The organism is Tenebrionibacter intestinalis (genome assembly GCF_016632365.1).
Classification (GTDB): Bacteria; Pseudomonadota; Gammaproteobacteria; order Enterobacterales; family Enterobacteriaceae; genus Tenebrionibacter; species Tenebrionibacter intestinalis.
Genome location: NZ_JAEPBH010000001.1, coordinates 109,505 through 134,286, shown reverse-complemented (window position 1 = coordinate 134,286; position 24,782 = coordinate 109,505). Strand labels below are relative to the sequence as shown.

Sequence of the window (24,782 nt, the reverse complement as noted above, 5' to 3'; positions counted from 1 at the left end):
CGATGTCTTTACTGGAACAACTGGATAAAAAAATTGCAGAAACGGGCGGCCTGATTGTCTCCTGCCAGCCGGTGCCAAAAAGCCCGCTGGATAAACCTGAGATTGTCGCCGCAATGGCCCTGGCCGCGCAGCAGGCAGGAGCGGTGGCGCTGCGTATCGAAGGCATAGCGAATTTACGCACAACACGCGCCGTAGTCTCCATCCCAATTATCGGTATCCTTAAACGCGACCTTGACGCTTCACAGGTGCGTATTACGCCATTGCTTGATGATGTTAATGCGCTGGCGCAAGGCGGGGCCGATATTATTGCCGTTGATGGCACCGAGCGTGTTCGTCCGGTTACAGTAGCGGCGCTGTTAGCGCGAATTCACCATCACGCGTTGCTGGCGATGGCCGACTGTTCAACCTATGAAGACGGCATAATGTGCCAGCGGTTGGGCGCAGAGATTATCGGCACCACGCTTTCTGGCTACACCACACAGATAACGCCAGAAGAACCGGATTTAGCGCTGGTTAAAGCGTTAAGCGACGCCGGTTGTCGGGTGATCGCCGAGGGGCGCTACAATACCCCTGCGCAGGCAGCCAATGCGATGCGCCACGGCGCCTGGGCCGTCACGGTCGGCTCCGCCATCACCCGCCTGGAGCATATCTGCCAGTGGTATAACACAGCGTTAAAACAGGTGGCATTATGATTACGCTGGCTATTGATATTGGCGGGACCAAACTGGCTGCCGCGCTGGTGGATGACGCCCTCAATCTTTTTCAACACCGTGAAAGGCCAACTCCCGCCAGCAAAACGCCAGATGCGCTGCATGCGGCGTTGCAGGCGTTGGTTGCGCCGCTGTTTGCTCAGGCGCAGCGCGTGGCGATTGCCTCTACCGGGATTATCCGTAACGGCACGCTGCTGGCAATTAACCCACATAATCTTGGCGGATTAGCGCATTTCCCGCTGGTAAAGGCGCTGGAAACAATAACCGGTCTGCCTGCGCTTGCGGTTAACGACGCACAGGCTGCGGCATGGGCGGAATATTATGCCCTGCGCGGCGCTTATCGCGATATGGTCTTTCTGACCGTCTCTACCGGCGTAGGCGGCGGCATAGTAAGCGCAGGCCGGCTTGTCACGGGAAGCGGCGGCCTTGCCGGGCACTTTGGCCATACGCTGGCCGACCCGAACGGGCCCGTGTGCGGATGCGGCCGTCGCGGCTGTGTGGAAGCTATCGCCTCCGGACGCGGGATTTCGGCCGCGGCGCAGGGCGACCTCGCCGGGTGCGATACGAAAACGATCTTTACTCACGCCAGGCAGGACAATGAGCAAGCGGCCCGGCTCATCCAGCGTTCGGCGCAAGCGCTGGCTGGTTTAATCGCTGACGTAAAAGCAATGTCTGATTGTCAGTGTGTGGTCATCGGCGGCAGCGTCGGGTTGGCAGAAGGCTATCTGGCGCGGGTAAAAACCTGCCTTGCCCGGGAACCGGCGGCGTATCAGGTCGCTTTGCAACCGGCCTATTACCGGCATAACGCCGGCTTACTGGGGGCCGCGTTGCTGGCCCGGCGGGAGGAATTATGGTAACAGGGGATATTCAGACGCTGGCCCGTGCCGGGCTACACCCCGTTCTGGTCGAAGCATTAACGCTGGCGTTAAGCTGCCGCCCTGAGAATAAGCCGCCCGGGCGCTTCGAACTGCGCGGTGACGACATCTTTATGAATATTATGGTGTTCGCCACGCAGCCTGCGGAAAGTAAAAAAGCGGAAGTGCATGCGCAGTATATTGATATCCAGCTTTTACTCAGCGGCGAAGAGCGCATTTTGTTCGGTATAGCCGCTTCTGCGCGCCAGTGTGAAAAAAGCCGCCCCGAAGAGGATTATCAGCTTTGCAGCGCCATTGAAAATGAGCAGGTTTTAACGCTAACGCCGGGAATGTTCGCAGTATTTACGCCAGGCGAACCGCATAAGCCGGGGTGTATTGCGGTATCGCCGCAGATAATTAAGAAAGCGGTGGTTAAGGTGCATATCGATTTATTGAGGCCGTAAAAAACCAGCGATAGTCGAAACAATACGTTCAGGTAAGCCCGCGCCGCTGAACAATGATACGCTCAATATTTGTTTTACCGCATAAAGCAGATACCTCCCTTACGCATTAAGCCCTCAACAAGTATGCCCGCAGGACTCCTGGGGGCATATTTTCCAGACATCGGGCGCGCATCAGCCGGACTTAAGAAAACCCGCACGAGGATAAAAACCCGTCTGGAACTGTTTATCCGCTTTGCCAGAGATCTTTCTAAAACCGTTTCCCGGTTAACCTGACGCGCACGCGCGAATTTAACGGAGCAGGAAGCCGAAGCGCTGCCGCCGGTATTGCCACCCCGGCGGCGCAGAACGACCTATGCCCGACGTCACAGAATTTTCCCCCGCTCCCCTGGCTGGCGGTGAACTCGACTAAGGTTTTCATAGCGTTGATTGCAACCCTTCACTATCGCGTATTTTGTTAAGGAGAATCGTCAATGTTCAGCCCCCGTTTACGCCGTGCCCCTGCGCTTATTTTTACCGCCCGGTTGGCATTAAGCGGATTATTCATCCTCTCACCCGCGCTGGCGGCCAACGCGCCCACATACGGCGCCGCGCCGCAACCGCCAGACGTGCTGCTTGGCCCATTATTTGACGCCGTGCAACGCGCAAAACTCTATCCCGACCAGAAAACCTTTGCCGATGCGGTGGCCAAAAGCGATCCAATGAAAATTCTGGCTGATTACCGCATGCAGCGCGGTCAGTCTGGTTTTGATTTGCGCCATTTTGTGTCACTGAATTTCAACCTGCCAAACACCGGCGCAAAAGAAAACTACGTGCCGCCAAAGGGGCAAACCCTGCGTGCGCATATTAACGGCCTGTGGCCGGCGCTTACCCGTTCGACCGGGCGACCAGGCCTGTGGGATTCTCTCCTTTCTCTGCCCAAATCCTACATCGTACCCGGGGGACGCTTTCGTGAAGTGTATTACTGGGACAGTTATTTCACTATGCTTGGCCTGGCCGAAAGCCAGCGCTGGAACCAAGTCCAGGATATGGTCGACAACTTTGCTTATGAAATTGACCGCTGGGGCCATATTCCAAATGGCAATCGCAGCTATTACCTTAGCCGCTCCCAGCCGCCGTTTTTCGCCCTGATGGTGGCGTTGCTGGCAAGTCACAACCCCGACGCTTTAAAAAAATATCTGCCGCAATTAAAAAAAGAGTACACATACTGGATGGCGGGCAGCGAAACGCTGAAAGCGGGAGAAGCCCATGCCTGCGTGGCGAAGCTGCCCGACGGCACGCTGCTTAACCGCTACTGGGACGAGCGCGACGTACCGCGCCCGGAGTCCTGGCTTGACGATATCACAACCGCCCAAAATACCCCGAATCGCCCCGCCGCCGAGGTATATCGCGATTTACGCGCGGCGGCGGCGTCCGGCTGGGATTTCAGTTCACGCTGGATGGATGATCCGCAAAACCTCGGCACGCTGCGCACCACGCAAATTGTACCTGTCGATCTCAACGCTTTGCTGTATCAACTGGAAAAAACGCTGGCGTATGCCAGCCGCGAAACAGGCGATATCAGCGACGCGCAGCGCTATGACGAACTGGCCGACCGGCGCCGGAAGGCGATAGAAACCCACCTCTGGAACAGTAAAAGCGGCTGGTACGCCGATTATGATATAAAAACTCAGGCGGTGCGTGCCCCGCTCACAGCCGCGGCAATGTTTCCGCTGTACGTAAAGCTGGCATCTGAAGAACGCGCGGCTAAAACCGCTGCGGCGGTGCGCAAACTGTTGCTCAAACCCGGCGGTATCGCCGCCACCTGCGTAAACTCCGGCCAGCAGTGGGATGCCCCCAACGGCTGGGCGCCGCTTCAGTGGGTCACCGTCGTCGGACTACAGCATTACGGCCAGCGAGGGCTGGCAATGGAAGTGATCTGGCGTTTCCTGACCAACGTCCAGCACACCTACAACCGCGAGCAAAGGCTGGTGGAGAAGTATGATGTCAGCTCAACCGGCACGGGCGGCGGCGGCGAATATCCATTGCAGGACGGCTTCGGCTGGACTAACGGCGTAACGCTAAAAATGCTGGATTTGCTGTGCGGCGAAGAAACAGCCTGCGACAACGTACCGCAGGAGCGCCCTGGCCGAACGCCCGCAGCCAGCCAGGCTATGCGCAATCCACAAAGCGCCACGCCGCAGTCCGTAAGAAGCGCGCAACCCGCACGACGACCCGCGAGCAGCGCCAGCCAGGATGCGACAATGGAAAATATCTCAGGCGCTGTGCAAAACCCGGCGACCACACCGTAGCGCGGCGCGCTGACCGGGCCTGCCAGTTGCAGGCCTGAAGTCATCACGTCGCCTCCAGCGCCTGCCTGACTTTCCACAGGTAACGCGGCGCCTGTGCAGAGGGATGGTTATCCATCACGTACTGCCAGAATTGCGCCGGCGAGAGGCGGTTAATTTGCTCAATCGCCTCATTACGATCGGAAGAAAACATGCGCAACAGCGCGCCAGCGCCGTTAACATAGGCAACAATCAGCGCGTATTGCAGAGTTTGCGTATTATCAATACCGCGCAAAATACCTCGCTCAAGAATGCTCAGATACGCTGCGCCGATATCGATATTACGTGCCGGGTCCTTAAGCTCGCGCGAAGTCGGCTGACCGCTACGCCCAAGGTAACGCCAGACTTCGCGCCCAGCGGTGGATGCCTTAATCTGCATCAGTCCGATAGCGTTAGATTTGCTTACCAGCGTCGGATTACCGCCAGACTCCACGGCAATTATGGCCGTTAATAATTGCGGGCTGACGCCCCAGGCCTCTCCCGCCTGCTCAGTAATCGGCATCCAGATTTGCGCGCCGGATACGGGACGCCGGGCCTCCCACGGCGTATGCTGATTTTTTGGCGTCTTCCCTGAACACCCTACAAGCACCAGACACAGGATAATAACCCCTTTTAACTTCACAGCCCTGCCCTTTAAGTTGATGAGCGATCGCAGATGACAACCGCAGCGCCAGACGGCATCATAACGAATTCATAAATTAAATCAGCAAGGAATTGCAATGGCGACTTTTCACCTGATAGCGCCCTCAGGCTATTGCCTTCAACAACAGGCAGCCGAGCGAGGCGTAGCTCATCTGCGCGCAGGCGGGCATCGTGTGGAGAATACGCAAGTTATCCCGCGCCGCTGGCAGCGCTTTGCGGGCAGCGACGCCGAACGCCTTGCAGATCTCAATCAGTTGGCGGAACTACCTGAAGAACAGGCTATTGTGCTGGCGGTACGCGGTGGTTATGGCGTAAGCCGATTGCTGGAAAATATTGATTACGCCGCCATTGGCGAACGCCAGCGCCGCTGCCCGCTGCTGATTTGCGGCCACAGCGATTTCACGGCTTTTCAACTGGCGCTGCTGGCGCGCGAGGGCGTGATAACCTTCAGCGGCCCGATGCTGGCGGGAAACTTCGGCGCCGGGACGCTGAGTGAATTCACTATTGACCACTTCTGGCAGGCGCTGCGCCAGCCTCGCTTCACCCTGCGCTGGGCCAGCAGCGCGCCACAGCCATTCAGCGCCCGCGGCATGGTCTGGGGCGGCAACCTGGCGATGCTGACCGCCCTGCTCGCCACACCGTGGATGCCGCAGACAGACAACGGCATTCTTGTAGTCGAAGATATTAACGAGCATCCGTATCGGGTAGAGCGTATGCTGCTTCAGCTTTATCACGCCGGTGTACTGGCGCGCCAGAGCGCGCTTGTGCTGGGCAGCTTCAGCGCCGCAAAGCCAAATGATTACGATAATGGCTACGAACTCGCGCAGGTGATAGCGGCAGTGCGTCGCCGCATAGCAATACCGGTTATCGCCGGGCTGGCTTTCGGCCATGAACCGGCTACCGTAACACTGCCGCTGGGGGCGCAAGGCGAATTGATTTATGACGGCGCCTACGCCCACCTTACGCTCAGCGGACATCCGACGCTGGTATAAAAAAACGCGCCAGACAGCGCCAGCGCCGCTCAGATGTCCGATACTCAATCCAGACGCGTATCAATCATCGGGAGAAATATTACTTTGGATGCCGGGACGATATTTAATCTGTTTATAGTAGGCTCGGTGCTGGTCACCTTCAGTATTTTATTAAGTACGTTATCTTCGCGTCTTGGCATTCCTATCCTGGTTATTTTTCTCGCTATTGGCATGCTGGCGGGCATTGACGGCCCCGGCGGCATTCCGTTTGACAACTACCCGTTTGCCTACCTCATCAGCAACCTGGCGCTGGCCGTAATTCTGCTTGACGGCGGCATGCGCACCAGGGCCAGCTCGTTTCGGGTCGCGCTTGGACCGGCGCTGTCGCTGGCTACGGTCGGCGTTCTTATTACCTCCGGGCTCACCGGCATGGCCGCCGCATGGCTGTTTAATCTCAACGTGATGGATGGCCTGCTGGTAGGCGCAATTGTCGGCTCCACCGACGCTGCGGCCGTATTTTCTCTGCTTGGCGATAAAGGGCTTAATGAGCGCGTAGGCTCCACGCTGGAGATTGAATCCGGCAGCAACGATCCTATGGCGGTATTTCTGACCATTACGCTTATTGAGATGATTCAGCGCCACGAAACCGGGCTAAGCTGGCTTTTTATGCTGGATCTGCTGCGCCAGTTTGGGCTTGGGGTCGCGCTTGGCGGGTTGGGTGGTTTTTTACTTCAGCAAACCATTAACCGCATTACGCTTCCGCAGGGGCTTTATCCACTGCTGGCGCTAAGCGGCGGCATTGTCGTTTTTGCCGTTACTACCGCCCTTGACGGCAGCGGCATACTGGCAGTCTACCTGTGCGGTTTCCTGCTCGGCAATCGCCCTATCCGCAACCGCTACGGCATTCTACAAACTTTTGACGGGCTGGCGTGGATGGCGCAAATCGGCATGTTCCTCGTACTGGGCCTGCTGGTCACCCCCACCGATCTGCTGTCAATAGCCGCGCCTGCGCTGATCCTCTCTCTGTGGATGATTTTCTTTGCGCGCCCGCTGTCGGTCTTCGTCGGGCTGCTGGCATTTCGCAGCTTTACTCTTCGCGAACGGCTCTTTATCAGTTGGGTAGGGCTGCGCGGCGCAGTCCCCATTATTCTCGCCGTTTTCCCGATGATGGCGGGGCTGGAGCATGCGCGGCTGTTTTTTAATGTCGCGTTTTTTGTCGTGCTGGTCTCGCTGTTGTTTCAGGGCACAACGCTTGACTGGGCATCCAGGCGGGCCAGAGTCGTGGTGCCGCTTACCGGCTGGCCGGTATCGCGCGTTGGGCTGGATATTCATCCGGACAACCCGTGGGAACAGTTCGTCTATCAACTGAGCGCCGATAAGTGGTGTGTGGGCGCCGCGCTACGCGAGCTGCATATGCCAAAAGAGACGCGCATCGCCGCGCTGTTTCGCGATAACCGTCTGCTACACCCTACCGGAAACATGCGGCTGCACGAAGGCGACGTATTGTGCGTGATTGGTCGCGAGCGCGACCTGCCTGCGCTCGGCAAACTATTTAGCCAGACGCCGCCCGTTTCACTCGATCAGCGCTTTTTTGGTGATTTTATTCTTGAAGCAAACACGCCCTTTAGCGATGTTGCCGCCCTGTATGGTCTGGCGATGGACAGCGACGTAGACCGTGAACAAACGCTTGGCGAAATGGTGCAACAACACCTTGGCGGCGCGCCGGTGGTCGGCGACCGGGTGGAATACGCCGGTATGGTGTGGACCGTGGCGGAAAAAGAAGATAACCGGATACGTAAAATTGGGGTGCGGGTAGTAACGCAGGCAAGCGCGCAAAAAGGCTAATCCAGCCTGATGATAAAGTGGGCATAATAACGCGCGTTGCCTGATTTACTGAAATCAAAACAAAATCAATGGCTTGATTTTGAAAATTTTAATGAAAAAACCGTTCAGGGCAGCCTTTGGCGACTTTCTCCTGCGCCGCCACGCCAACGCAGCCGCATGGCTGCGCTAACAGCGCCAAACAATACCGCGCGCAGCGGCACCAGACTGCCCCGCCGTCAAGTTACACTGTCACCTCAGGCGCAGGCTAAATAACGGTATGTCGCAGGCCGCGAAGCACAAAAAACTGTCCGGCACAGGCGAGACAAATCGCCAGGGCGCCTTATCAACCATGAGCGCCATGCAGACGCGACGCCCGGCGTGGCGTAAAACCCGGGTTATAGCGCGCTACGGCCAGATCCTCAAAGGCAATGGCGGGGGTACGCCCGGAAATAATATCGCTCAACAACCGCCCGGAGCCGCAGGCCATTGTCCAGCCAAGCGTGCCATGCCCGGTATTGAGCCACAGGTTACGATACGGCGTGCGACCAACGATTGGCGTACCGTCAGGCGTCATAGGACGCAGGCCTGCCCAGAATGTTGCCTGCTCAATATGCCCACCGCGCGGATAGAGATCGCGCACCACCCACTCCAGCGTTTCACGTCGCGCTTTCGCCAGCGCAGTATTGAAGCCAACAATCTCCGCCATTCCCCCCACGCGAATACGATGATCGAAACGGGTAATGGCAATTTTATAAGTTTCGTCAAGCACCGTAGAAACCGGCGCGCCGTCCGCTTCATTAATCGGTATGGTGAGCGAATACCCCTTAAGCGGATAAACCGGAATCGTCACCAGCCCTTTGAGCAGCGCCGTGGAATAAGCGCCAAACGCCATCACGTAGCCGTCGGCAGTTACAGTGTCGTTGCCGCAGCGCACGCCGCTGATTCGATCGCCTTCGGCTAACAGACGCTCAACGCAGGCGCTGTAGCGGAACACGACGCCTGCCTGCTGCGCCATCTTAGCCAGCCGCTGGGTAAAAAGCTGGCAATCGCCGGTTTCGTCATTCGGTAAGCGCAGGCCGCCGGTCAGCTTATGCGCCACACTCGCCAGCGCCGGTTCGACCTGCGCCAGTTGAGAAGATGTCAGTAAGGCGTAAGGCACGCCCGCCTCTCTGAGTACCGCAATATCGCGTGCGGCATTATCAAACTGCGCCTGGCTGCGAAAAAGCTGCAGCGTGCCGCCCTGGCGTTCCTCGTAATGGATACCGGTTTCTGCCCGCAGCGCGCGCAGACAATCGCGACTGTATTCAGACAGGCGCACCATACGCTCTTTGTTCACGGCATAGTGTCGGGCATCGCAATTACGCAGCATCTGCCACATCCATTTAAGCTGGAAACAGCTTCCATCCAGACGAATGGCCAGCGGCGCATGGCGCTGAAACAGCCACTTGATAGCCTTGAGCGGAATGCCCGGGGCCGCCCAGGGGGTAGCGTAACCCGGCGAGATTTGCCCGGCGTTACCCGCGCTCGTCTCCTGTGCCGGACCTGGATTACGATCGATAACCGTCACCTCATGCCCTGCCTGACATAAATACCAGGCGCTGGTGACTCCCACAACGCCACTTCCCAGTATCACGATTCGCATAACCACCTCTGATGAGCGTAAAGCACAACATTTCAAGCACAAACTGATAACCCAGATGAAAATATTATTCAACACCGGTTGCAGCCAGAGTGACGGCTTGCACATTACGTCGGATTCATCAGAAAATCCGTTTTCCTGTTTTCTGAAGCAAGTGTTACTTCCCCCTACGCCTCCTTACGCCATGTTTTGTGCTAACACGCTTAGCAATACAGTAGAAAAAACGCCCCTGTACGCCAGAATTCCGGCGCTTGTTCTATGCTTGAGAGTAGGCTTTCCATTCAGAGAGAGTCTCAACAACGAGGGCGCGCTGATGGCTACTGTTAAGGACACCACTCTGCAGACGTCACAACGTCTGAGCGACGGACCGGACTGGACGTTCGGACTACTTGAGGACTATCTTGGCGAAATTGATCGGGTGGCAAAATTTTACCGGCTCGATACCTATCCGCATCAGATAGAGGTCATCACCTCTGAGCAGATGATTGACGCTTACTCCAGTATCGGGATGCCTATTAACTATCCCCACTGGTCATTTGGCAAAAAATTCATTGAAACCGAGCAGATGTATAAACACGGCCAGCAAGGGCTGGCATATGAAATTGTGATTAACTCCAATCCGTGCATCGCTTATTTGATGGAAGAAAATACGATTACCATGCAGGCGCTGGTCATGGCCCATGCCTGCTACGGCCATAACTCCTTTTTCAAAAATAATTATCTGTTTCGCAGTTGGACCGATGCTGGCTCTATCATCGATTACCTGATCTTTGCCCGCAACTATATTACCGACTGCGAAGAGCGCTACGGTATGGACGAAGTTGAAAAGCTGCTGGATTCCTGCCACGCGCTGATGAACTATGGCGTAGATCGCTACAAACGTCCGCAAAAAATTTCATTGCAGGAGGAGAAAGCGCGGCAGAAAAGCCGCGAAGAGTATCTACAAAGCCAGGTTAATCTGCTCTGGCGTACGCTTCCCCATCGCGAAGCAGAGCGGGCGGTGGAAACCAGCCGCCGCTATCCCGTCGAGCCTCAGGAAAATCTGCTCTATTTTCTGGAAAAGAACGCGCCGCTGCTGGAACCGTGGCAGCGTGAAATTGTACGCATCGTACGCAAGGTGAGTCAGTATTTCTATCCACAAAAACAGACCCAGGTGATGAACGAAGGCTGGGCGACCTTCTGGCACTACACAATACTTAATCATCTGTATGACGAAGGTAAGGTCAGCGAGCGCTTTATGCTGGAATTCCTGCACAGCCATACGAATGTGGTATACCAGCCCCCCTATAACAGCCCCTGGTACAATGGCATCAACCCATATGCGCTCGGTTTTGCGATGTTCCAGGATATTAAACGCATTTGCCAGACGCCAACGCAGGAAGATCGCCACTGGTTTGCGAATATAGCCGGTAAAGACTGGCTGGAGACGCTTCACTTCGCGATGCGTGATTTCAAGGACGAAAGTTTCATCAGCCAGTTTCTGTCGCCTAAACTGATACGCGACTTCCGGCTGTTCGCGGTGCTGGACGATGACCGTAATAACTACCTTGAGATTGCCGCTATCCATAATGAAGAAGGCTATCGTGAGATTCGCAATCAGCTTTCCGCCCAGTATAACCTGAGCAACCTGGAACCTAATATTCAGGTATGGAACGTAAATCTACGCGGCGACCGCGCGCTGACGCTGCGCTATATTCCGCATAATCGCGCGCCACTGGATAAAGGGTGTCGCGAAGTGCTCAGGCATGTGCATCGGCTATGGGGGTTTGACGTATTGCTTGAACAACAAAACAGCGACGGCAGCATTGAGCTGCTCGAACGCTGTCCGCCACGCGCGAATGCGGCAAGCTAACAGGCGCGGATAAAAAAGGGCAATACGGCGTTTTGCCCATCGCTGTGGCTATCAACCAAAATCCATCGCGTTGCTTTCCAGGCGTATTTGCGAATAATTTATCGCAAATACGCCCGAACCGGTTTTGCCGGCAAGCCGGCGGAATTTATCGCGACTGAATAGCCAAATCGCCTGGCATCGTTTTTTGCATACGATGCCAGATCTCACCGCTGTCGCGCCCGTAGCGACGCACTACGTCAAACACCTGATCATAAAGCCCGTCCTGGCTTAGCTTCATAAGCTTATGATAAAAACCAAGCGCCAGGCTTCGCGCTTCAGGGCTTGAGAAATAGTGGCGCCCGATACGGGTATACAACCCTTTCATGCCGTTAAGAATAAGGCCATAAATGGGATTGCCCGAGGCAAACGCCAGCCCGCGAAAAATACCGTAATCCAGTTCGGCGAAAGCGTCTGCGTGATCTTCTACCTCATTTGCGATCTCCAGCACCTTTTGCGACGCCTCAGGGTGCTGACGCAGCGCGGTGCGAATAAAGATCGCCGAGATATTGGTACGTACCGACAGCAAGTTATCAATTAACTGCGGCACGCTGTCATGATCAAGACGCGCCAGCGTCTCCAGAATATTCAGCCCGGACGTTTCCCAGAAGTTGTTTACCCGGGTCGGTTTCCCATGCTGAATAGTTAACCAGCCATCGCGGGCAAGCCGCTGCAATACCTCGCGCAGCGTGGTGCGGGTCACGCCGATAAGCTCGGAAAGCTCGCGTTCGGCAGGGAGAATAGAACCCGGAGGAAAACGGTTGTTCCAGATGCTTTCAATAATGTACTCTTCCGCGAAGCCAGCCGGGCTTTGCGCCTTAATCACCATAGTCGGTTTTCCATTACTCAGATGGGTAGCAATCTACTGATCATACCAGATGACGTACGGGGCAGATAGCGCAGCCATACGACAAAAAACAATCGCCGATATAAATTTATACGCAGGACGGCCCAAAAGCGCATTCCTGCCAGGCAACTGACAGAAATTTGCCGTAAAAGGGCTGCTTTACAACCTATTACGCGCTAGGCTAGTGGCTGCATGGGCAAAGTGGTTTACACTGCGCCTGACTCTAATCTTGCAGGGAAGATTTTTATGTTGCGATCACTTAACCGGTCCTCACACGGCCGCAGCGCATGGCTACTGCTGGCGTTGACTGCTTTTGCTCTGGAGCTGGTAGCGCTCTGGTTCCAGCACGTAATGAAACTCCAGCCGTGTGTGTTATGCATTTACGAGCGCTGCGCGCTTTTAGGTGTTATGGGGGCGGGTTTACTGGGGGCAATTGCGCCAAAATCGCCGTTGCGTCTTGCTGCGCTGGCGGTCTGGATATACAGCGCCTGGCGCGGCATCGAGCTGGCCTGGAAACACACGCAAATGCAGCTTCACCCTTCACCTTTTCAGACCTGTGATTTTGCTGCGCGTTTTCCAGGTTGGTTGCCGCTGGATAAGTGGCTGCCGCAGATGTTTGTCGCAACCGGCGACTGCTCCGTGCGTCAGTGGGAATTTTTAGGGCTGGAGATGCCGCAGTGGCTGGTCGTTATCTTTGCCGCTTACCTTGTGGTTGCGCTACTGGTTTTACTGGCGCAATTCTTTAAACCTAAGCGCCGCGGCGAGCTGTTTTACCGCTAAGCGCATAATAAGGGCCTGCGCATGAAGGCCCTGATGCCTGTTAACGCGCCTGAGGCCGAACATCGTCGGCCTCAGGCGTTAGAAAAATACTGACATTGTTTATCGGGCAAGGTCTAAAAAGAAGACTGCATCACGTTTTGTCCCCTTTCTCCTCAAGCTGAAGGGCCTGCGTATAGCGGCCCTTACAACGCCGCGCTTACTGAGGTATACGCAGCACCTGTCCGGGGTAAATTTTATCCGGGTGAGACAGCATAGGCTTGTTAGCTTCAAATATTTTGTTATAGAGACTGGCGTTGCCATAGACTTCTTTTGCAATCGCGCTCAGCGTATCGCCTTTTTTCACGGTATAGAACTTGCTTTGCGTTTCACCGGCAGCCACGCTGACCTGATCTTCTACGTCTTTAATCCCTTCAACATTGCCTGCCGCGACCAGGATTTTTTCTTTCTCTTCCTGGCTCAGGCCGTCGCCGCTAACGATAACTTTATCGCCTTCGACTTTTACGTCCACTTTGTCCGCGCCCGGAATGCCGGCTTTTTTCAAATGCTCTTCGATTTTACCTTTACGGGCAGAATCACCGTTGCCGGTTACGCTGTCCCAAAGCTTTTCGCCAGCTTCTTTTACAAAATTAAACAGTCCCATCTCATCTCCTTAATCATGGTCCGGGCAGATACCCCGCCCCCAGGTAAAAGTGTGACAACTTTTCGTGAAAAGTAAAGCGAAGCGCTAAATTTATAATTAATTATCGGATTATTATACAGCCCCTTAACGTTTTTTATTTACAGGCCTGTATAAACGCTGACCACTTAAATGAAATGCGTATCCTGTTAGCAAAAAATTGTCACAATCCGGGTTAGAGGTAATTCTGTTGTCCGTTAATACTGAAAACAGGATAAATAATATCTACGCCTTATGAGATAACGCAGGCAAATGCTACGACTGGCTAATCAATGTATGCCGGCTAACGTCTGTACGGCCACAACCTTACCTGCGAATACAGATAGCATAAACAATCGTCATCGCTCCCCCATTTTCGGCAAGGCATAAATATGGCTGCGGCAATAAAAATCACGCATCGACGTCCGTACAATGTCGCAATAAAAATAACTGCGCAGAATATAAAAGCGCGCTTAACAATCCCAGGACCTGACGGTAAATGTCATGTAAAATATCCGGCAATCACACTTTATAATGACAACCGGTTTAACCGTTTTCTCTTTTAGCCTGTCTGCGCGACCAAAAGCAAACTAAACATTCTAAGGCTATCTACCGCCACCGTCAGCTAACGAAAGGGCGTGCAATAAACCACATTTTCTGACGGTAAATTCGCATTCGCTACTTCGCCCACTCCGGCTTATTTAAAATATGCGCCTGCCAGTCGCGCACGTCAGTTTCGCGCACGGCAATATGACGCACAGAAATACGTTCAGCATGCATCGCCGCTTTGGAGCCCGTGTGCAGCGGGTGCCAGAGCGGCAACATTTTCCCTTCAGCCAGCAGGCGATAGGCACAGCTCGGCGGCAGCCATTCAAAGGTTGGCAGGTTATCGCGCGTCAGTTTGATGCAATCTGGTTCGTATTCAAAACGGCGCGCGTAGTTGCGACACTGGCAGGTTTTAATATTAAGCTGCCGACAGGCAACGTTGGTGAAGTAAATTTCGTCAGTATCTTCATCCATAAGCTTATGCAAACAGCACTGGCCGCAGCCATCGCACAGCGATTCCCACTCCTCGTCGCTCATTTCATCAAGCGTTTTAGCTTGCCAGAAGGGTTTATCAGTCATCAGCATTGTCCGCAGGGAAATAAGCTGCACGTTATAAAGAGTATGGGCGGCAGATGCAAGCGCAGGCGCTGGTTAAGCGGCAGAAAACGCGCTTTATAAAACACGCGTTACAACCTCATTATCGTTAACGCTAACGATAAGCTCATCCCCGCTGTACAACGGGCCAACGCCTTCGGGCGTACCGGTCAGGACAATGTCGCCAGGATGAAGCGTAAAAAAGCGGCTCATATAGGCTATCAGCGGCAAAACAGGATGTATCATATCTGCTGTCGAACCGTGCTGGCGCACTTCGCCGTTTACCGTCAAAGACAGCGATGTATTTTGCGGATCGCCCTGAAACTCAGCGCGGGGAATAAACCCGGAAACGGGGCAGGCATTATCAAATCCTTTCGCCTTTTCCCAGGGCTGCCCCGCTTTTTTCAACGCAGTCTGGCAATCACGTAGCGTCAGATCCAGCGCAACGCCATATCCGGCAATGGCCTGTCGCACATGATCCGGCGTCGCCTGCTTGAGGGTTGCGCCAATCAAAATCGCCAGTTCCACTTCATGATGAACATCGCCCAACCCCTGCGTCAGCGCCAGCGGCTGGCGAAGATCGCACAGCGATGTGGCAGGCTTAATAAAAAGTACCGGCTCCTGGGGCGCCACGCCGCCCATTTCCTTAATATGTTTAGCGTAATTGCTGCCTACGCAAACCACCTTACTTACCGGATAATCCAGCAACTCGCCCTGCCAGTTGTGATGTTGGTACATAGTGGACCTCTGTGTATTTTAACGAACACTACTCTGCGCGCCCGCGTAACGCTATTGTATAATGGCACCGGTCAACAACCCTGCGCCGTTAGCGAAATAGCAAAAACGGCCCCCGCTGCGCTGTGCGTTTTCCCACTCAGGCGCACTGCCCCGCAAAGACGCTGTATTTGTACTCGCGTCCTGGTTACGCCCGGCAGCATTATTTTACCGGATAAGCTTTAAGCCTTAACGTTGTTTGAGCTGACTATTGCCGACAGTCTGAATAACCCGGCCAAAAATGGACGTGGGCAAGGGCGCTGTCAACCGCGGCGGCCCGGGAAAGCGCTTAAGCGCTATCAAAGCAAGGCGCGGCGCTCGCATCGGCCGCCCTGCCGGGGAAGGCAGCGGGGAGTCGCGTTTTACGGCGAACCCGCGCCGGACATAGCGCGAAAAAGTGAAAACGGCACGAAAGCTTCCCTGGCTTTTTCAGCAATGCTGTATTGAGTGTAGCCAGGAAAGCGGCCAGCCATAAGTACGTTAATTTCCGCGCTGGCTATCGAGGTGTATTTTAAGCAAACTTTCCGGCGGCGGCGGCAACTGTAAATAATAACCCTGATCTTTAAGCGCCCGTATCACGTTTTCCAGGCTGGCATTTACCAGTTTTTTACGCCCATCCAGAGGGAATATCATCGCAAGCCTGGGTTCGCCAAAACTTTTCATCAGTTCTGGCGGAACACGTGAAAAGTCGTCTTTTTTTTCAACATAAAGATATGTCTGATCGCGTTTCGTACTTCGATAAATTACACAATTCATTCTTTTGCTCTGATTTCATCTGCGGCGACTTGCCTGAATATAGCGCTGACTATAACATGCCTGCTGTATAGCGGAATATCGTCCCGCCTCCGGCGGCATAACCGAATTGAGTAAGGCAGGATGTTAAATACGCCCATCGAGCTAAAAGGCAGCAGTTTCACCCTTTCAGTGGTTCATCTTCATGACACACGGCCTGACGTCATCCGCGAGGCATTGCTGGAAAAAATCGCCCAGGCCCCCGCATTTCTTAAACACGCTCCTGTTGTGCTTAACGTTGCCGCGCTGAAGGGTCCGGTTGACTGGGCCGCGCTGCAGCAGGCAGTTTCCTCAACCGGCCTGCGAATTGTCGGTATTAGCGGCTGTAAGGATGACGAACTACGGCAGGCTGTTGAAACCGCCGCCCTTCCCCTGCTCAACGGCGCTAAAGAAAAACCGGGCGCGGCCGATAAACCAAAACCCCGTGAACCTGCTGTGGTCCCTGTCACAAAAACGCGCATTATTGATACGCCGGTGCGTTCCGGTCAGCGAATTTATGCGCCAGACTGTGACCTGGTCGTCACTAACCACGTCAGCGCTGGCGCAGAACTGATTGCCGATGGCAACATCCATATCTATGGCGTTATGCGGGGCCGTGCGCTGGCCGGCGCCAGCGGCGAGCGGGAAGCGCAAATTTTTTGTACGGCACTCACGGCGGAACTGGTTTCAATCGCCGGTGTTTACTGGCTGAGCGAACAAATTCCACCCAATTTTTTTGGCAAAGCAGCCAGACTGCGGCTCGTCGCGGGCGCACTGGCTGTTCAACCTTTTAATTAAGCCCTTTTCACAAGGAATACCTTATGGCACGCATTATTGTAGTTACCTCGGGTAAAGGGGGCGTTGGTAAAACAACCTCCAGCGCGGCCATCGCTACGGGTCTTGCCCAAAGGGGGAAAAAGACCGTCGTTATCGATTTCGACATCGGCCTGCGTAACCTTGACCTGATCATGGGATGCGAGCGCCGCGTGGTCTATGACTTTGTTAACGTTATTCAGGGCGATGCGACCCTCAATCAGGCGCTGATTAAAGATAAGCGTACTGAAAATCTCTTTATTCTCCCGGCATCGCAAACGCGCGATAAAGACGCGCTCACGCGTGAAGGCGTGGGCAACGTCCTCGACGAATTAAACAAAATGGAGTTTGACTTTATCATCTGCGATTCGCCGGCTGGTATTGAAACAGGCGCGCTGATGGCGCTCTACTTCGCCGATGAGGCCATTATTACGACTAACCCGGAAGTGTCATCCGTTCGCGATTCCGACCGCATTCTGGGGATCCTGTCTTCAAAATCACGCCGCGCTGAAAATGGTGAAGATCCGATAAAGGAGCACCTGTTGTTGACCCGCTATAATCCGGGTCGCGTAAACCGTGGTGATATGTTAAGCATGGAAGATGTGCTGGAAATCCTCCGCATACCGCTTATTGGGGTGATCCCGGAAGATCAATCAGTGCTGCGCTCCTCAAACCAGGGCGAGCCTGTCATCCTCGACGTTGACTCAGACGCAGGAAAAGCCTATGCGGATGCCGTAGATCGCCTGCTGGGAGAAGAACGCCCTTTCCGCTTCATAGAAGAAGAGAAGAAAGGTTTCCTCAAACGCCTGTTCGGAGGATAACTCATGGCATTACTCGACTTTTTTCTTTCCCGAAAAAAGAGCACAGCAAGTATCGCCAAAGAACGACTACAAATTATTGTTGCAGAGCGTCGCCGTGGAGATTCTGAACCCCACTATTTGCCGCAGCTTAAGCGCGACATTCTGGACGTGATTTGCAAATACGTGAAAATCGATCCTGAGATGGTCAGCGTTCAGCTGGAACAAAAAGGTGAAGATATTTCCGTGCTCGAACTCAACGTAACGCTGCCGGAAACGGAAGAGATGCGTTAAACCTCCTCTCCCCGGCAATACACTGCCGGGGTTATTTTTGTCCGGCTTTATAACGCGCCCGGCAGAGCCATTCTCACGCCCTTATCCGCATCCATTGTCTGCGCACACCGTTACCGCCGCGCGGCATTTCGCGTAAGGCGCACTTCAGACATATTAATCAAACCTCCGCCAGTAGCGCGTGAAGCCGCCCGGCAAACAGCGTATCGCGCCAGCCGCTCGCCAGTTCAGGCGGCAGCGCAAACGGCCTGAGTTTCCAGTGCCAGTTCAACAGTTGATTAATCTGGCGACGCGAGGCAATAAGCTCCGGACTTAGCCCGTTATCTTTCGCCACATCCTGCACCAGCGCTTTGATAAGTTTAAACGCATTCCGATAACCGGGCATATCAATCAGATTCACCGCCGGTTCCGGTAGCTGTGCTTGCGGCAGGGCTTTTGCCTGCTCAACGAAGCCAAGCAACGTTTTACCATGATAGCGAATCTCACTGCCGGAAAGCCCAAGGCTATCCAGCTCACCCAGCGAACCGGGCAGGTATCGCGCTACCTGCCAGAGGTGCTCTTCGCGAACCACGAAATTCACAGCCAGGTCGCGTTCACGCGCTTTATTTAACCGCCAGGCCGCCATAAGCTTCAGGCACGCCAGTTGGCGGGTACGCAACTGCCAGGCGTTGCCGATATCACGATACGCCTCTTGCGGATCCGGCAATTCCGCGCGACGCTGCTGCATCAGGCGGCACTCATCCTGCGCCGCCTCCAGCCAACCCGTGCCGGCGATGTCGTCCATTAAACGTCGAGCTATCGGCAGCAGGTACCATACGTCCGCCGCCGCATAGTTCAACTGCTTTGGCGTAAGCGGACGCGCCAGCCAGTCGGTACGCGCCTCGCTTTTATCCAGCACCACGCCGCTGTAGGTTTCCACCATAGTGGCGAACCCGGTAGAAAGCGGATGATTCAAAAATGCCGCTAATACCTGGGTGTCAATAAACGGTCCCGGCATCACGCCAAACGCATTGAGAAAGACTTCCATATCTTCACTACCCGCATGAAGAAATTTGGTTACGGAAATATCCAGCAGCAGGTCGCGAAATGCGCTCATATCGTCAATCGCCAGGGGGTCGATTAGCGAAACCGTTTCGCCGTCATAGAGCTGAATCAACCCGGTCTGTGGATAATAGGTACGCGTGCGTACAAACTCGGTATCCAGCGCGACGGCAGGCGCGCGCCGCGCCTGCTCGCACGCCTGAGCTAACTGAACGCAATCTTTAATCAACTGATAATTCAAACTGTTTTCTCTTTATCTGGCCATAAAAAAACGCCAGCATGGCCAGCGTAAGTATAACTGACGTGAGGTTAGGCGCTATTGTTGCTTTTCTCGCAGGCTTCGTCACGCAATTCCCGACGTAAAATTTTGCCCACGTTGGATTTAGGCAGCTCGTCGCGAAACTCCACGCTCTTTGGTACCTTATAACCGGTAAGATGGCGACGGCAAAAAGCGATTAGCGCATCTTCGGTGAGCGAAGGCGATTTTTTAACCACGAAAATTTTCACCGCTTCGCCGCTTGCCTCAGAAGCGATCCCCACGGCGGCAACCTCACTTACGTCGTCGTGCTGCATCACGATCTCTTCAATCTCATTAGGGTAAACGTTAAAACCCGACACCAGAATCATATCTTTTTTACGATCGACAATGCGCAGGAAACCTTCTTCATCCATCACCGCAATATCACCGGTGCGTAGCCAGCCATCCTTCATGATTTCCCCGGTGGCGTCCGGGCTATTCCAGTAACCGACCATGACCTGCGGGCCGCGAACGCACAACTCGCCCGGCACGCCTGTCGCCACCTCCTGGTCGTTATCATCAAGCAGCTTCACATCGGTGGAGGGCACCGGCAGGCCAATGCTACCGCTGTGATAGTCGATATCATGCGGGTTAACGCTGACCAACGGCGCGCACTCCGTCAGGCCATAACCTTCCAGCAGATAGTGGCCAGTGAGTTTCTCCCAGCGTTGCGCGACTACGTGCTGAACCGGCATCCCGCCGCCGGCCGCCAGATGCAGCGTTGAAAAATCAAGTTTATGAAACTCGGCATTATTTAATAATGCGTTAAATAGCGTGTTAACGCCGGTAATCGCGGTAAACGGATATTTTGCCAGTTCTTTAACCAGGCCTGGAATATCACGCGGGTTGGTAATGAGTAGATTCTGTCCGCCGAGTTCGATAAACAGCAGGCAGTTCATCGTGAGCGCAAAAATATGATAAAGCGGTAGCGCTGTTACCACCAGCTCACGCTGTTCGTACAGCAGCGGCCCATAAGTAGCCTTGACCTGCTCCAGGTTCGCCAGCATATTTCGGTGGCTTAGCATCGCGCCTTTAGCGACGCCCGTAGTCCCGCCGGTGTATTGCAAAAACGCCAGGTTATCGCCGTTAAGCTCCGGTTTGACATACTGCATCCGATAACCGCTTTGCAGCGCCCGACGAAACGACGTAGCATGCGGCAGGTTATATTTTGGCACCAGGCGCTTGATATACTTCACCACAAAGTTAACCAGCGTTCCTTTGGCTGTGGATAGCTGATCGCCCAACCTCGTCAGAATGACATGCTTAACGCGAGTATTATCAACCACTTTCTCCAGCGTATGCGCAAAGTTAGAAACGATCACAATAGCGCTCGCGCCGCTGTCGTTTAACTGATGCTCCAGCTCGCGCGGCGTATAGAGCGGGTTAACATTGACCACCACCATGCCCGCCCGCAGGATGCCAAACAATGCTACCGGATACTGAAGCAGATTAGGCATCATCAGCGCCACGCGATCGCCCTTACGTAGACCCAGCCCCTGTTGTAGATAAGCGGCGAAAGCGCGGCTGCGTTCTTCAAGCTTACGAAAAGTCATCACCTCGCCCATATTGATAAAGGCCGGGCTGTCGGCAAAACGGTTTGCTGAGCGTTCAAAAAGTTCTACCAGAGATAAATAACGATCGGGGTCTATCTGTGCCGGAACATCCTCCGGATAGCGATTAAGCCAAACTTTCTGCAAGGTTCCACCTCTGAGATTATTATTCGTCGTCATCACAACCTCCGACTGACAGGCGCGCTTTTAACATAGTATTAACTCAGCGTACCAGTTTGGTTATGAGCCGGTTATCAGGTTGCGAAGCCCATCACTAATTATTTCCGTTCCATCCTGGAAACAAAGAGACAGCGAACCAGTCGCTGTCTAAGTTACTTAAAAATAAAAACATTATTCAGTTACGAAGGTTTGCACCCGCGCGGGACCGATATTATACCAGCCCCCCCACGGTCCGCCCCAGTAGCCATGATGGCGCCAGGGGCCAGGCCCCCATATCCACGGATACATTGGCTGTGGCGGCATCACGACCTGCTGAGCAATGCGCCAGCGTTTGTAACCATCGATGCGCATAACCATGAAGGTATAAGGCGACTGTCCGATCTTGCCCTGCTCAGTACCGACAATCGGGCCAACTACCGTCACCAGTTGGTTGCGAAAATCCTCCGGGTCGAGGAACCCGCTCAGATCGGCATAAATGCGCCCGCGCGATGCGCTGCCCAGCACAGGCGCCGCCATATCGTCGAGCGGCATTGCGGCAATGACCAGCCGGGTCTTGCCCTGCTGATTTTTAATATCCACCACTTTGCCGCCAAAACGCGCCTCCTGGCCAACGTACAACTGCGGTGCGTTCATTACCCGCACCAGATCCTGCTGTGGCGTCGGGCTGGTGCCTTTTATGGCATCCGGCACCGTCGCACAACCACTCAGCATCAGCGTCAGCACAGCGGCTGACAGCCAGCCTGCTTTCTTTATTTGCACCGCCATTTCGTTGCTCCTTACACTCGCCTTGCGCAATGCGCGCGGACTTTTATTCACGCCCCGGCAGCTTTCTCCATGCCACTTCATTACGCAGATAGACCGGTTCAGCCTTCTCCGCCGCAACGGTGCGCTGCTGCGCCACGCCGTAACGCGCCAGCGGCAGCATATCTTCCGCGGCGGGCAACAGCACCCCGCCATCCTTTAACGCAAGCCCGCAGTCGTTAGCCATCATCGGCCACGCCTGCCAGCCTGTGCCAACCGTAACCCAGTCGCCTTCAAGCTGCTTTAGCCGTGCGCACACGGCCTCAGGTTTAAGTACTGTTTCGGTCTCCTCGCCGCGCCATATACCGCTGGCGTCGCGCTGATACTCCGCCCAATAGACTTCGCCCATGCGCGCATCGATAGCAGCCAGCACACGGGTGGCGCTCTGTTTGCGAAATGCGCCCTGCGCCATTGCGGCAAGCGTCGATACGCCAACCATCGGCAGCGCCGCTCCCAGCGCCAGCCCCTGGGCTATGCCGATTCCGATGCGCACGCCGGTAAAGCTACCAGGCCCGCGGCCAAACGCCAGCACGTCTACCTCAGACAAGTTTATGCCGCCCTGGTTCAGGATATCGCGTACCATCGGTAATATTCGCTGCGTATGTTCACGCGGACATAGCTCAACATGGCTGAGAGTGGCGTTATCCAGCTCCAGCGCAACCGAACAGGCCTCCGTGGCGGTATCAATGGCGAGAATTCGCATGGCTCAGTCAACCTCTGTGACGATGCAGGGAGAAAAAACGGCGCGCATCATACCATAGCCTGGCACAAATTACCGTTCCGGCATGGTTGTGAGGAACGTCACCGCGCGTTTTATGTCCCGGGTACGGGGCGAGGGCGGCAGGCTGTTCAGGAAAACTTCGCCATAAGGGCGCGATACCAGGCGCTCGTCGCAGATAACCAGAACGCCACGATCGTCAATATCGCGAATAAGGCGGCCAACCCCCTGCTTAAGAGCAATGACCGCCTCCGGCAACTGTACTTCATTAAACGGATCGAGGCCACGCAGGCGGCAGTCTTCCATTCGCGCCTTAAGCAGCGGGTCATCCGGCGAAGTAAACGGCAGCTTATCGATAATAACCAGCGACAGCGCATCGCCGCGCACATCCACGCCCTCCCAGAAACTACTGGTCGCCACCAGCAGCGCGTTTCCGGCCTCCAGGAACTGCGCCAAAAGCTGGCCCTTGCTGGTTTCTCCCTGGAGCAGTACCGGCAGCATCATTGTGGCGCGAAATTCGCCAGCAATTTCGCGCATCATGGCATGAGAAGTGCATAACATAAAACAGCGGCCATTGTTGGCTTCAATCATCGGACGCAGCATCTGCGCCAGACGCCGCGCGCTCCCCGGCTGGCGCGCCACTGGCAGCGCGCGCGGCACGCACAATAGCGTCTGTTTCGCATAATCAAAGGGGCTTGGCAGCAGCAACGTTTCAGCATCTTCAACACCCAGGCGTTCCGTGAAATAGCCCAGGCGATCGTTTATCGACAAGGTTGCCGATGTAAACACCCAACCGCCTTTTTTCTGCGCCATTACCTCGCGAAATTTTTCCGCCACGGTGAGCGGCGTTAGCGCCAGCGTAAAATGGCGCGATGTGCATTCATACCAGTAACTGTAACCCGGCAGGCTGGTCTCCTTCAGGCGCCGCAGGCAGGCGCGATACTGCGTGGCACGCTCAAACGCAGCATCCAACAGCGCAGAACGCCCCAAAGAGAGTTTTGCTACGTCGTAACACAGCTCCAGCGCATCGTCGAGAAGCAGCAACGCACGCTCAATGGCTGCATTGGCCAGCAGATCGCGCAGGTTGCCGCGATAGCCCGGTTCGCCAAGCTGCAGGCGAAAATCCTGGGCGCTCTGGGCAAGCCTGTCGGCGCACTTTTGCAATTGCTGTGTATCTTTAACTTCAGTGCGCCAGGCAAGGGTAAAATCTTTCGCCAGGTCCAGCAACTGACGGCTGGAAAGCGTCTGGCCGAAATACTGACTGGCAATATCCGGTAGCTGGTGGGCTTCATCAAAAATGGTGACGTCGGCCTGCGGGATAAGCTCCGCGAAACCGCTCTCTTTTACCACCATGTCAGCGAGATAAAGGTGATGGTTTACCACTACCACGTCTGCATCCATCGCGTTTTTGCGCGCTTTGACAACAAAGCACTCTTGATAAAGCGGGCAGTCGGCGCCCAGGCAATTATCGTTTGTGCTGGTAACCAACGGCCATACCGCCGAGTCTTCAGCCACGTCGCGGCAGGTGCTGATATCGCCGTCAGCGCTTTCCGACGACCAGCTACGCAGCCGCACCACGTCGCTTAGCAACTGCACAGGGAGGTCGCCACCCGCCAGCGCCTGCTGCTCAAGCCGCTCCAGACACAAATAGTTAGCACGTCCTTTCAGCAAAGCCAGCCTGCCTGTGTACGCCAGCGCCTGGCGTACCGTTGGCAAATCACGGCTATAAAGCTGATCCTGGAGCGCTTTAGAGCCGGTAGAGATAATCACTTTTTTACCGCTGCGCAGCGCCGGCGCAAGATAGGCGTAAGTTTTGCCTGTGCCGGTGCCGGCTTCCACCACCAGCGGCGTGCCGGTTTCGATAGCCTTTGTCACCGCCTGCGCCATCCGGCGCTGCGGCTCGCGCGGTTTAAAGCCGGGAATGGCTCGCGCCAGTTGGCCATCTGATGCAAAATCGTCCGTCACGCTACCCCCTGGTGAAATGGCCGGTAATTATGTCAGGGCCGTAGC

At 55.0% G+C, this 24,782-nt stretch carries 23 protein-coding genes; 11 read left to right on the top strand and 12 right to left on the bottom strand.

The window, feature by feature from the left end; all coding sequences use genetic code 11:
* Positions 1-2: 2 nt before the first annotated feature.
* The 4 genes from JJB97_RS00650 to treA all read left to right on the top strand — a co-directional run bounded on the left by JJB97_RS00650 (position 3) and on the right by treA (position 4,316).
* Positions 3-692: an N-acetylmannosamine-6-phosphate 2-epimerase gene (locus JJB97_RS00650; RefSeq protein ID WP_238711851.1), complete on the top strand. Its 690-nt coding sequence runs from the start codon at positions 3-5 to the stop codon at positions 690-692.
* Complete coding sequence (gene nanK, locus JJB97_RS00645) at positions 689-1,567, top strand: N-acetylmannosamine kinase (RefSeq protein ID WP_238711849.1); 879 nt, start codon at positions 689-691, stop codon at positions 1,565-1,567. Before JJB97_RS00650 ends, nanK begins: the two co-directional genes overlap by 4 nt.
* Entirely contained in the window at positions 1,561-2,028 is a 468-nt protein-coding gene (nanQ, locus tag JJB97_RS00640) for an N-acetylneuraminate anomerase (protein WP_238711847.1), read from the top strand. The genes nanK and nanQ overlap by 7 nt, the downstream gene beginning before the upstream one ends.
* A 470-nt stretch (positions 2,029-2,498) precedes the next feature.
* Positions 2,499-4,316 carry an alpha,alpha-trehalase TreA gene (gene treA, locus JJB97_RS00635; RefSeq protein WP_238711846.1) on the top strand — a complete coding sequence of 606 codons (1,818 nt, stop codon included), beginning with the start codon at positions 2,499-2,501 and terminating at the stop codon, positions 4,314-4,316.
* Positions 4,317-4,359: 43 nt separating this feature from the next.
* Here the strand turns inward: treA and emtA are convergent, their stop codons facing one another.
* Positions 4,360-4,974: a membrane-bound lytic murein transglycosylase EmtA gene (gene emtA / locus JJB97_RS00630; RefSeq protein ID WP_238711845.1), complete on the bottom strand. Its 615-nt coding sequence runs from the start codon at positions 4,972-4,974 to the stop codon at positions 4,360-4,362.
* A gap of 97 nt (positions 4,975-5,071) precedes the next feature.
* On the opposite strand from emtA, the gene ldcA reads away from it, so the two are divergent.
* Both ldcA and JJB97_RS00620 read left to right on the top strand, forming a co-directional pair.
* Entirely contained in the window at positions 5,072-5,986 is a 915-nt protein-coding gene (ldcA, locus tag JJB97_RS00625; protein ID WP_238711844.1) for a muramoyltetrapeptide carboxypeptidase, read from the top strand.
* Between the two features lie 84 nt (positions 5,987-6,070).
* Positions 6,071-7,810, top strand: a complete 1,740-nt coding sequence (locus JJB97_RS00620; protein ID WP_238711935.1) for a potassium/proton antiporter — start codon at positions 6,071-6,073, stop codon at positions 7,808-7,810.
* A gap of 322 nt (positions 7,811-8,132) precedes the next feature.
* Here JJB97_RS00620 and JJB97_RS00615 read toward each other — a convergent pair whose 3' ends face one another.
* The gene (locus JJB97_RS00615) at positions 8,133-9,536 is read right to left on the bottom strand and encodes a D-amino acid dehydrogenase (RefSeq protein WP_399197852.1); all 1,404 of its coding nucleotides are present in this window, start codon (positions 9,534-9,536) and stop codon (positions 8,133-8,135) included.
* A 205-nt stretch (positions 9,537-9,741) separates the two neighbouring features.
* On the opposite strand from JJB97_RS00615, the gene JJB97_RS00610 reads away from it, so the two are divergent.
* Complete coding sequence (locus JJB97_RS00610; protein WP_238711842.1) at positions 9,742-11,280, top strand: SpoVR family protein; 1,539 nt, start codon at positions 9,742-9,744, stop codon at positions 11,278-11,280.
* A 145-nt stretch (positions 11,281-11,425) separates the two neighbouring features.
* Here the strand turns inward: JJB97_RS00610 and fadR are convergent, their stop codons facing one another.
* Positions 11,426-12,145 carry a fatty acid metabolism transcriptional regulator FadR gene (gene fadR, locus JJB97_RS00605; RefSeq protein WP_238711840.1) on the bottom strand — a complete coding sequence of 240 codons (720 nt, stop codon included), beginning with the start codon at positions 12,143-12,145 and terminating at the stop codon, positions 11,426-11,428.
* Positions 12,146-12,409: 264 nt separating this feature from the next.
* On the opposite strand from fadR, the gene dsbB reads away from it, so the two are divergent.
* Positions 12,410-12,943, top strand: coding sequence for a disulfide bond formation protein DsbB (gene dsbB, locus JJB97_RS00600; RefSeq protein WP_238711839.1), 534 nt, complete (start codon positions 12,410-12,412; stop codon positions 12,941-12,943).
* Between the two features lie 196 nt (positions 12,944-13,139).
* On the opposite strand, the gene lysM is transcribed toward dsbB, so the two are convergent.
* From lysM to JJB97_RS00580, 4 genes are all read right to left on the bottom strand, one after another.
* Positions 13,140-13,583 (bottom strand): peptidoglycan-binding protein LysM, encoded by a 444-nt coding sequence (gene lysM / locus JJB97_RS00595; protein WP_238711837.1) that lies wholly within the window; start codon positions 13,581-13,583, stop codon positions 13,140-13,142.
* A gap of 693 nt (positions 13,584-14,276) precedes the next feature.
* Positions 14,277-14,723, bottom strand: a complete 447-nt coding sequence (locus JJB97_RS00590; RefSeq protein WP_238711835.1) for a YcgN family cysteine cluster protein — start codon at positions 14,721-14,723, stop codon at positions 14,277-14,279.
* Positions 14,724-14,816: 93 nt separating this feature from the next.
* Positions 14,817-15,476 carry a fumarylacetoacetate hydrolase family protein gene (locus JJB97_RS00585; RefSeq protein WP_238711833.1) on the bottom strand — a complete coding sequence of 220 codons (660 nt, stop codon included), beginning with the start codon at positions 15,474-15,476 and terminating at the stop codon, positions 14,817-14,819.
* Positions 15,477-15,992: 516 nt separating this feature from the next.
* A complete protein-coding gene (locus JJB97_RS00580; protein WP_238711831.1) occupies positions 15,993-16,268 on the bottom strand; it encodes a YcgL domain-containing protein in 276 nt (91 codons plus the stop codon).
* A gap of 120 nt (positions 16,269-16,388) precedes the next feature.
* Between JJB97_RS00580 and minC the strand changes: the two genes are divergently transcribed.
* Genes minC through minE form a run of 3 tightly spaced genes read left to right on the top strand, consistent with a single transcriptional unit; the run spans position 16,389 to position 18,187 of the window.
* A complete protein-coding gene (minC, locus tag JJB97_RS00575; protein WP_238711829.1) occupies positions 16,389-17,081 on the top strand; it encodes a septum site-determining protein MinC in 693 nt (230 codons plus the stop codon).
* Between the two features lie 23 nt (positions 17,082-17,104).
* Positions 17,105-17,917 carry a septum site-determining protein MinD gene (gene minD / locus JJB97_RS00570; RefSeq protein WP_238711828.1) on the top strand — a complete coding sequence of 271 codons (813 nt, stop codon included), beginning with the start codon at positions 17,105-17,107 and terminating at the stop codon, positions 17,915-17,917.
* Positions 17,918-17,920: 3 nt separating this feature from the next.
* Positions 17,921-18,187 (top strand): cell division topological specificity factor MinE, encoded by a 267-nt coding sequence (gene minE, locus JJB97_RS00565; RefSeq protein ID WP_238711827.1) that lies wholly within the window; start codon positions 17,921-17,923, stop codon positions 18,185-18,187.
* Positions 18,188-18,344: 157 nt separating this feature from the next.
* On the opposite strand, the gene rnd is transcribed toward minE, so the two are convergent.
* The 5 genes from rnd to JJB97_RS00540 all read right to left on the bottom strand — a co-directional run bounded on the left by rnd (position 18,345) and on the right by JJB97_RS00540 (position 24,737).
* Entirely contained in the window at positions 18,345-19,466 is a 1,122-nt protein-coding gene (gene rnd, locus JJB97_RS00560; RefSeq protein ID WP_238711826.1) for a ribonuclease D, read from the bottom strand.
* A gap of 68 nt (positions 19,467-19,534) precedes the next feature.
* The gene (fadD, locus tag JJB97_RS00555; protein ID WP_238711825.1) at positions 19,535-21,220 is read right to left on the bottom strand and encodes a long-chain-fatty-acid--CoA ligase FadD; all 1,686 of its coding nucleotides are present in this window, start codon (positions 21,218-21,220) and stop codon (positions 19,535-19,537) included.
* Between the two features lie 204 nt (positions 21,221-21,424).
* Positions 21,425-22,018, bottom strand: coding sequence for a Slp family lipoprotein (locus JJB97_RS00550; RefSeq protein WP_238711824.1), 594 nt, complete (start codon positions 22,016-22,018; stop codon positions 21,425-21,427).
* A 43-nt stretch (positions 22,019-22,061) separates the two neighbouring features.
* Entirely contained in the window at positions 22,062-22,757 is a 696-nt protein-coding gene (gene tsaB, locus JJB97_RS00545; protein WP_238711823.1) for a tRNA (adenosine(37)-N6)-threonylcarbamoyltransferase complex dimerization subunit type 1 TsaB, read from the bottom strand.
* Positions 22,758-22,826: 69 nt separating this feature from the next.
* Positions 22,827-24,737, bottom strand: coding sequence for an ATP-dependent DNA helicase (locus tag JJB97_RS00540; RefSeq protein WP_238711822.1), 1,911 nt, complete (start codon positions 24,735-24,737; stop codon positions 22,827-22,829).
* Positions 24,738-24,782: the final 45 nt, after the last annotated feature.

Excerpts from the sequence above, each read along its gene's own strand:
- fadR (WP_238711840.1), bottom strand. The coding sequence starts at position 12,145 with ATGGTGATTAAGGCGCAAAGCCCGGCTGGCTTCGCGGAAGAGTACATT.
- JJB97_RS00590 (WP_238711835.1), bottom strand. The coding sequence starts at position 14,723 with ATGACTGATAAACCCTTCTGGCAAGCTAAAACGCTTGATGAAATGAGC.
- ldcA (WP_238711844.1), top strand. The coding sequence starts at position 5,072 with ATGGCGACTTTTCACCTGATAGCGCCCTCAGGCTATTGCCTTCAACAA.
- JJB97_RS00610 (WP_238711842.1), top strand. The coding sequence starts at position 9,742 with ATGGCTACTGTTAAGGACACCACTCTGCAGACGTCACAACGTCTGAGC.
- minE (WP_238711827.1), top strand. The coding sequence starts at position 17,921 with ATGGCATTACTCGACTTTTTTCTTTCCCGAAAAAAGAGCACAGCAAGT.
- treA (WP_238711846.1), top strand. The coding sequence starts at position 2,499 with ATGTTCAGCCCCCGTTTACGCCGTGCCCCTGCGCTTATTTTTACCGCC.
- JJB97_RS00550 (WP_238711824.1), bottom strand. The coding sequence starts at position 22,018 with ATGGCGGTGCAAATAAAGAAAGCAGGCTGGCTGTCAGCCGCTGTGCTG.
- minC (WP_238711829.1), top strand. The coding sequence starts at position 16,389 with ATGTTAAATACGCCCATCGAGCTAAAAGGCAGCAGTTTCACCCTTTCA.
- dsbB (WP_238711839.1), top strand. The coding sequence starts at position 12,410 with ATGTTGCGATCACTTAACCGGTCCTCACACGGCCGCAGCGCATGGCTA.
- lysM (WP_238711837.1), bottom strand. The coding sequence starts at position 13,583 with ATGGGACTGTTTAATTTTGTAAAAGAAGCTGGCGAAAAGCTTTGGGAC.
- JJB97_RS00580 (WP_238711831.1), bottom strand. The coding sequence starts at position 16,268 with ATGAATTGTGTAATTTATCGAAGTACGAAACGCGATCAGACATATCTT.
- nanK (WP_238711849.1), top strand. The coding sequence starts at position 689 with ATGATTACGCTGGCTATTGATATTGGCGGGACCAAACTGGCTGCCGCG.
- minD (WP_238711828.1), top strand. The coding sequence starts at position 17,105 with ATGGCACGCATTATTGTAGTTACCTCGGGTAAAGGGGGCGTTGGTAAA.
- JJB97_RS00615 (WP_399197852.1), bottom strand. The coding sequence starts at position 9,536 with ATGTGCAAGCCGTCACTCTGGCTGCAACCGGTGTTGAATAATATTTTC.
- tsaB (WP_238711823.1), bottom strand. The coding sequence starts at position 22,757 with ATGCGAATTCTCGCCATTGATACCGCCACGGAGGCCTGTTCGGTTGCG.
- JJB97_RS00650 (WP_238711851.1), top strand. The coding sequence starts at position 3 with ATGTCTTTACTGGAACAACTGGATAAAAAAATTGCAGAAACGGGCGGC.
- JJB97_RS00585 (WP_238711833.1), bottom strand. The coding sequence starts at position 15,476 with ATGTACCAACATCACAACTGGCAGGGCGAGTTGCTGGATTATCCGGTA.
- nanQ (WP_238711847.1), top strand. The coding sequence starts at position 1,561 with ATGGTAACAGGGGATATTCAGACGCTGGCCCGTGCCGGGCTACACCCC.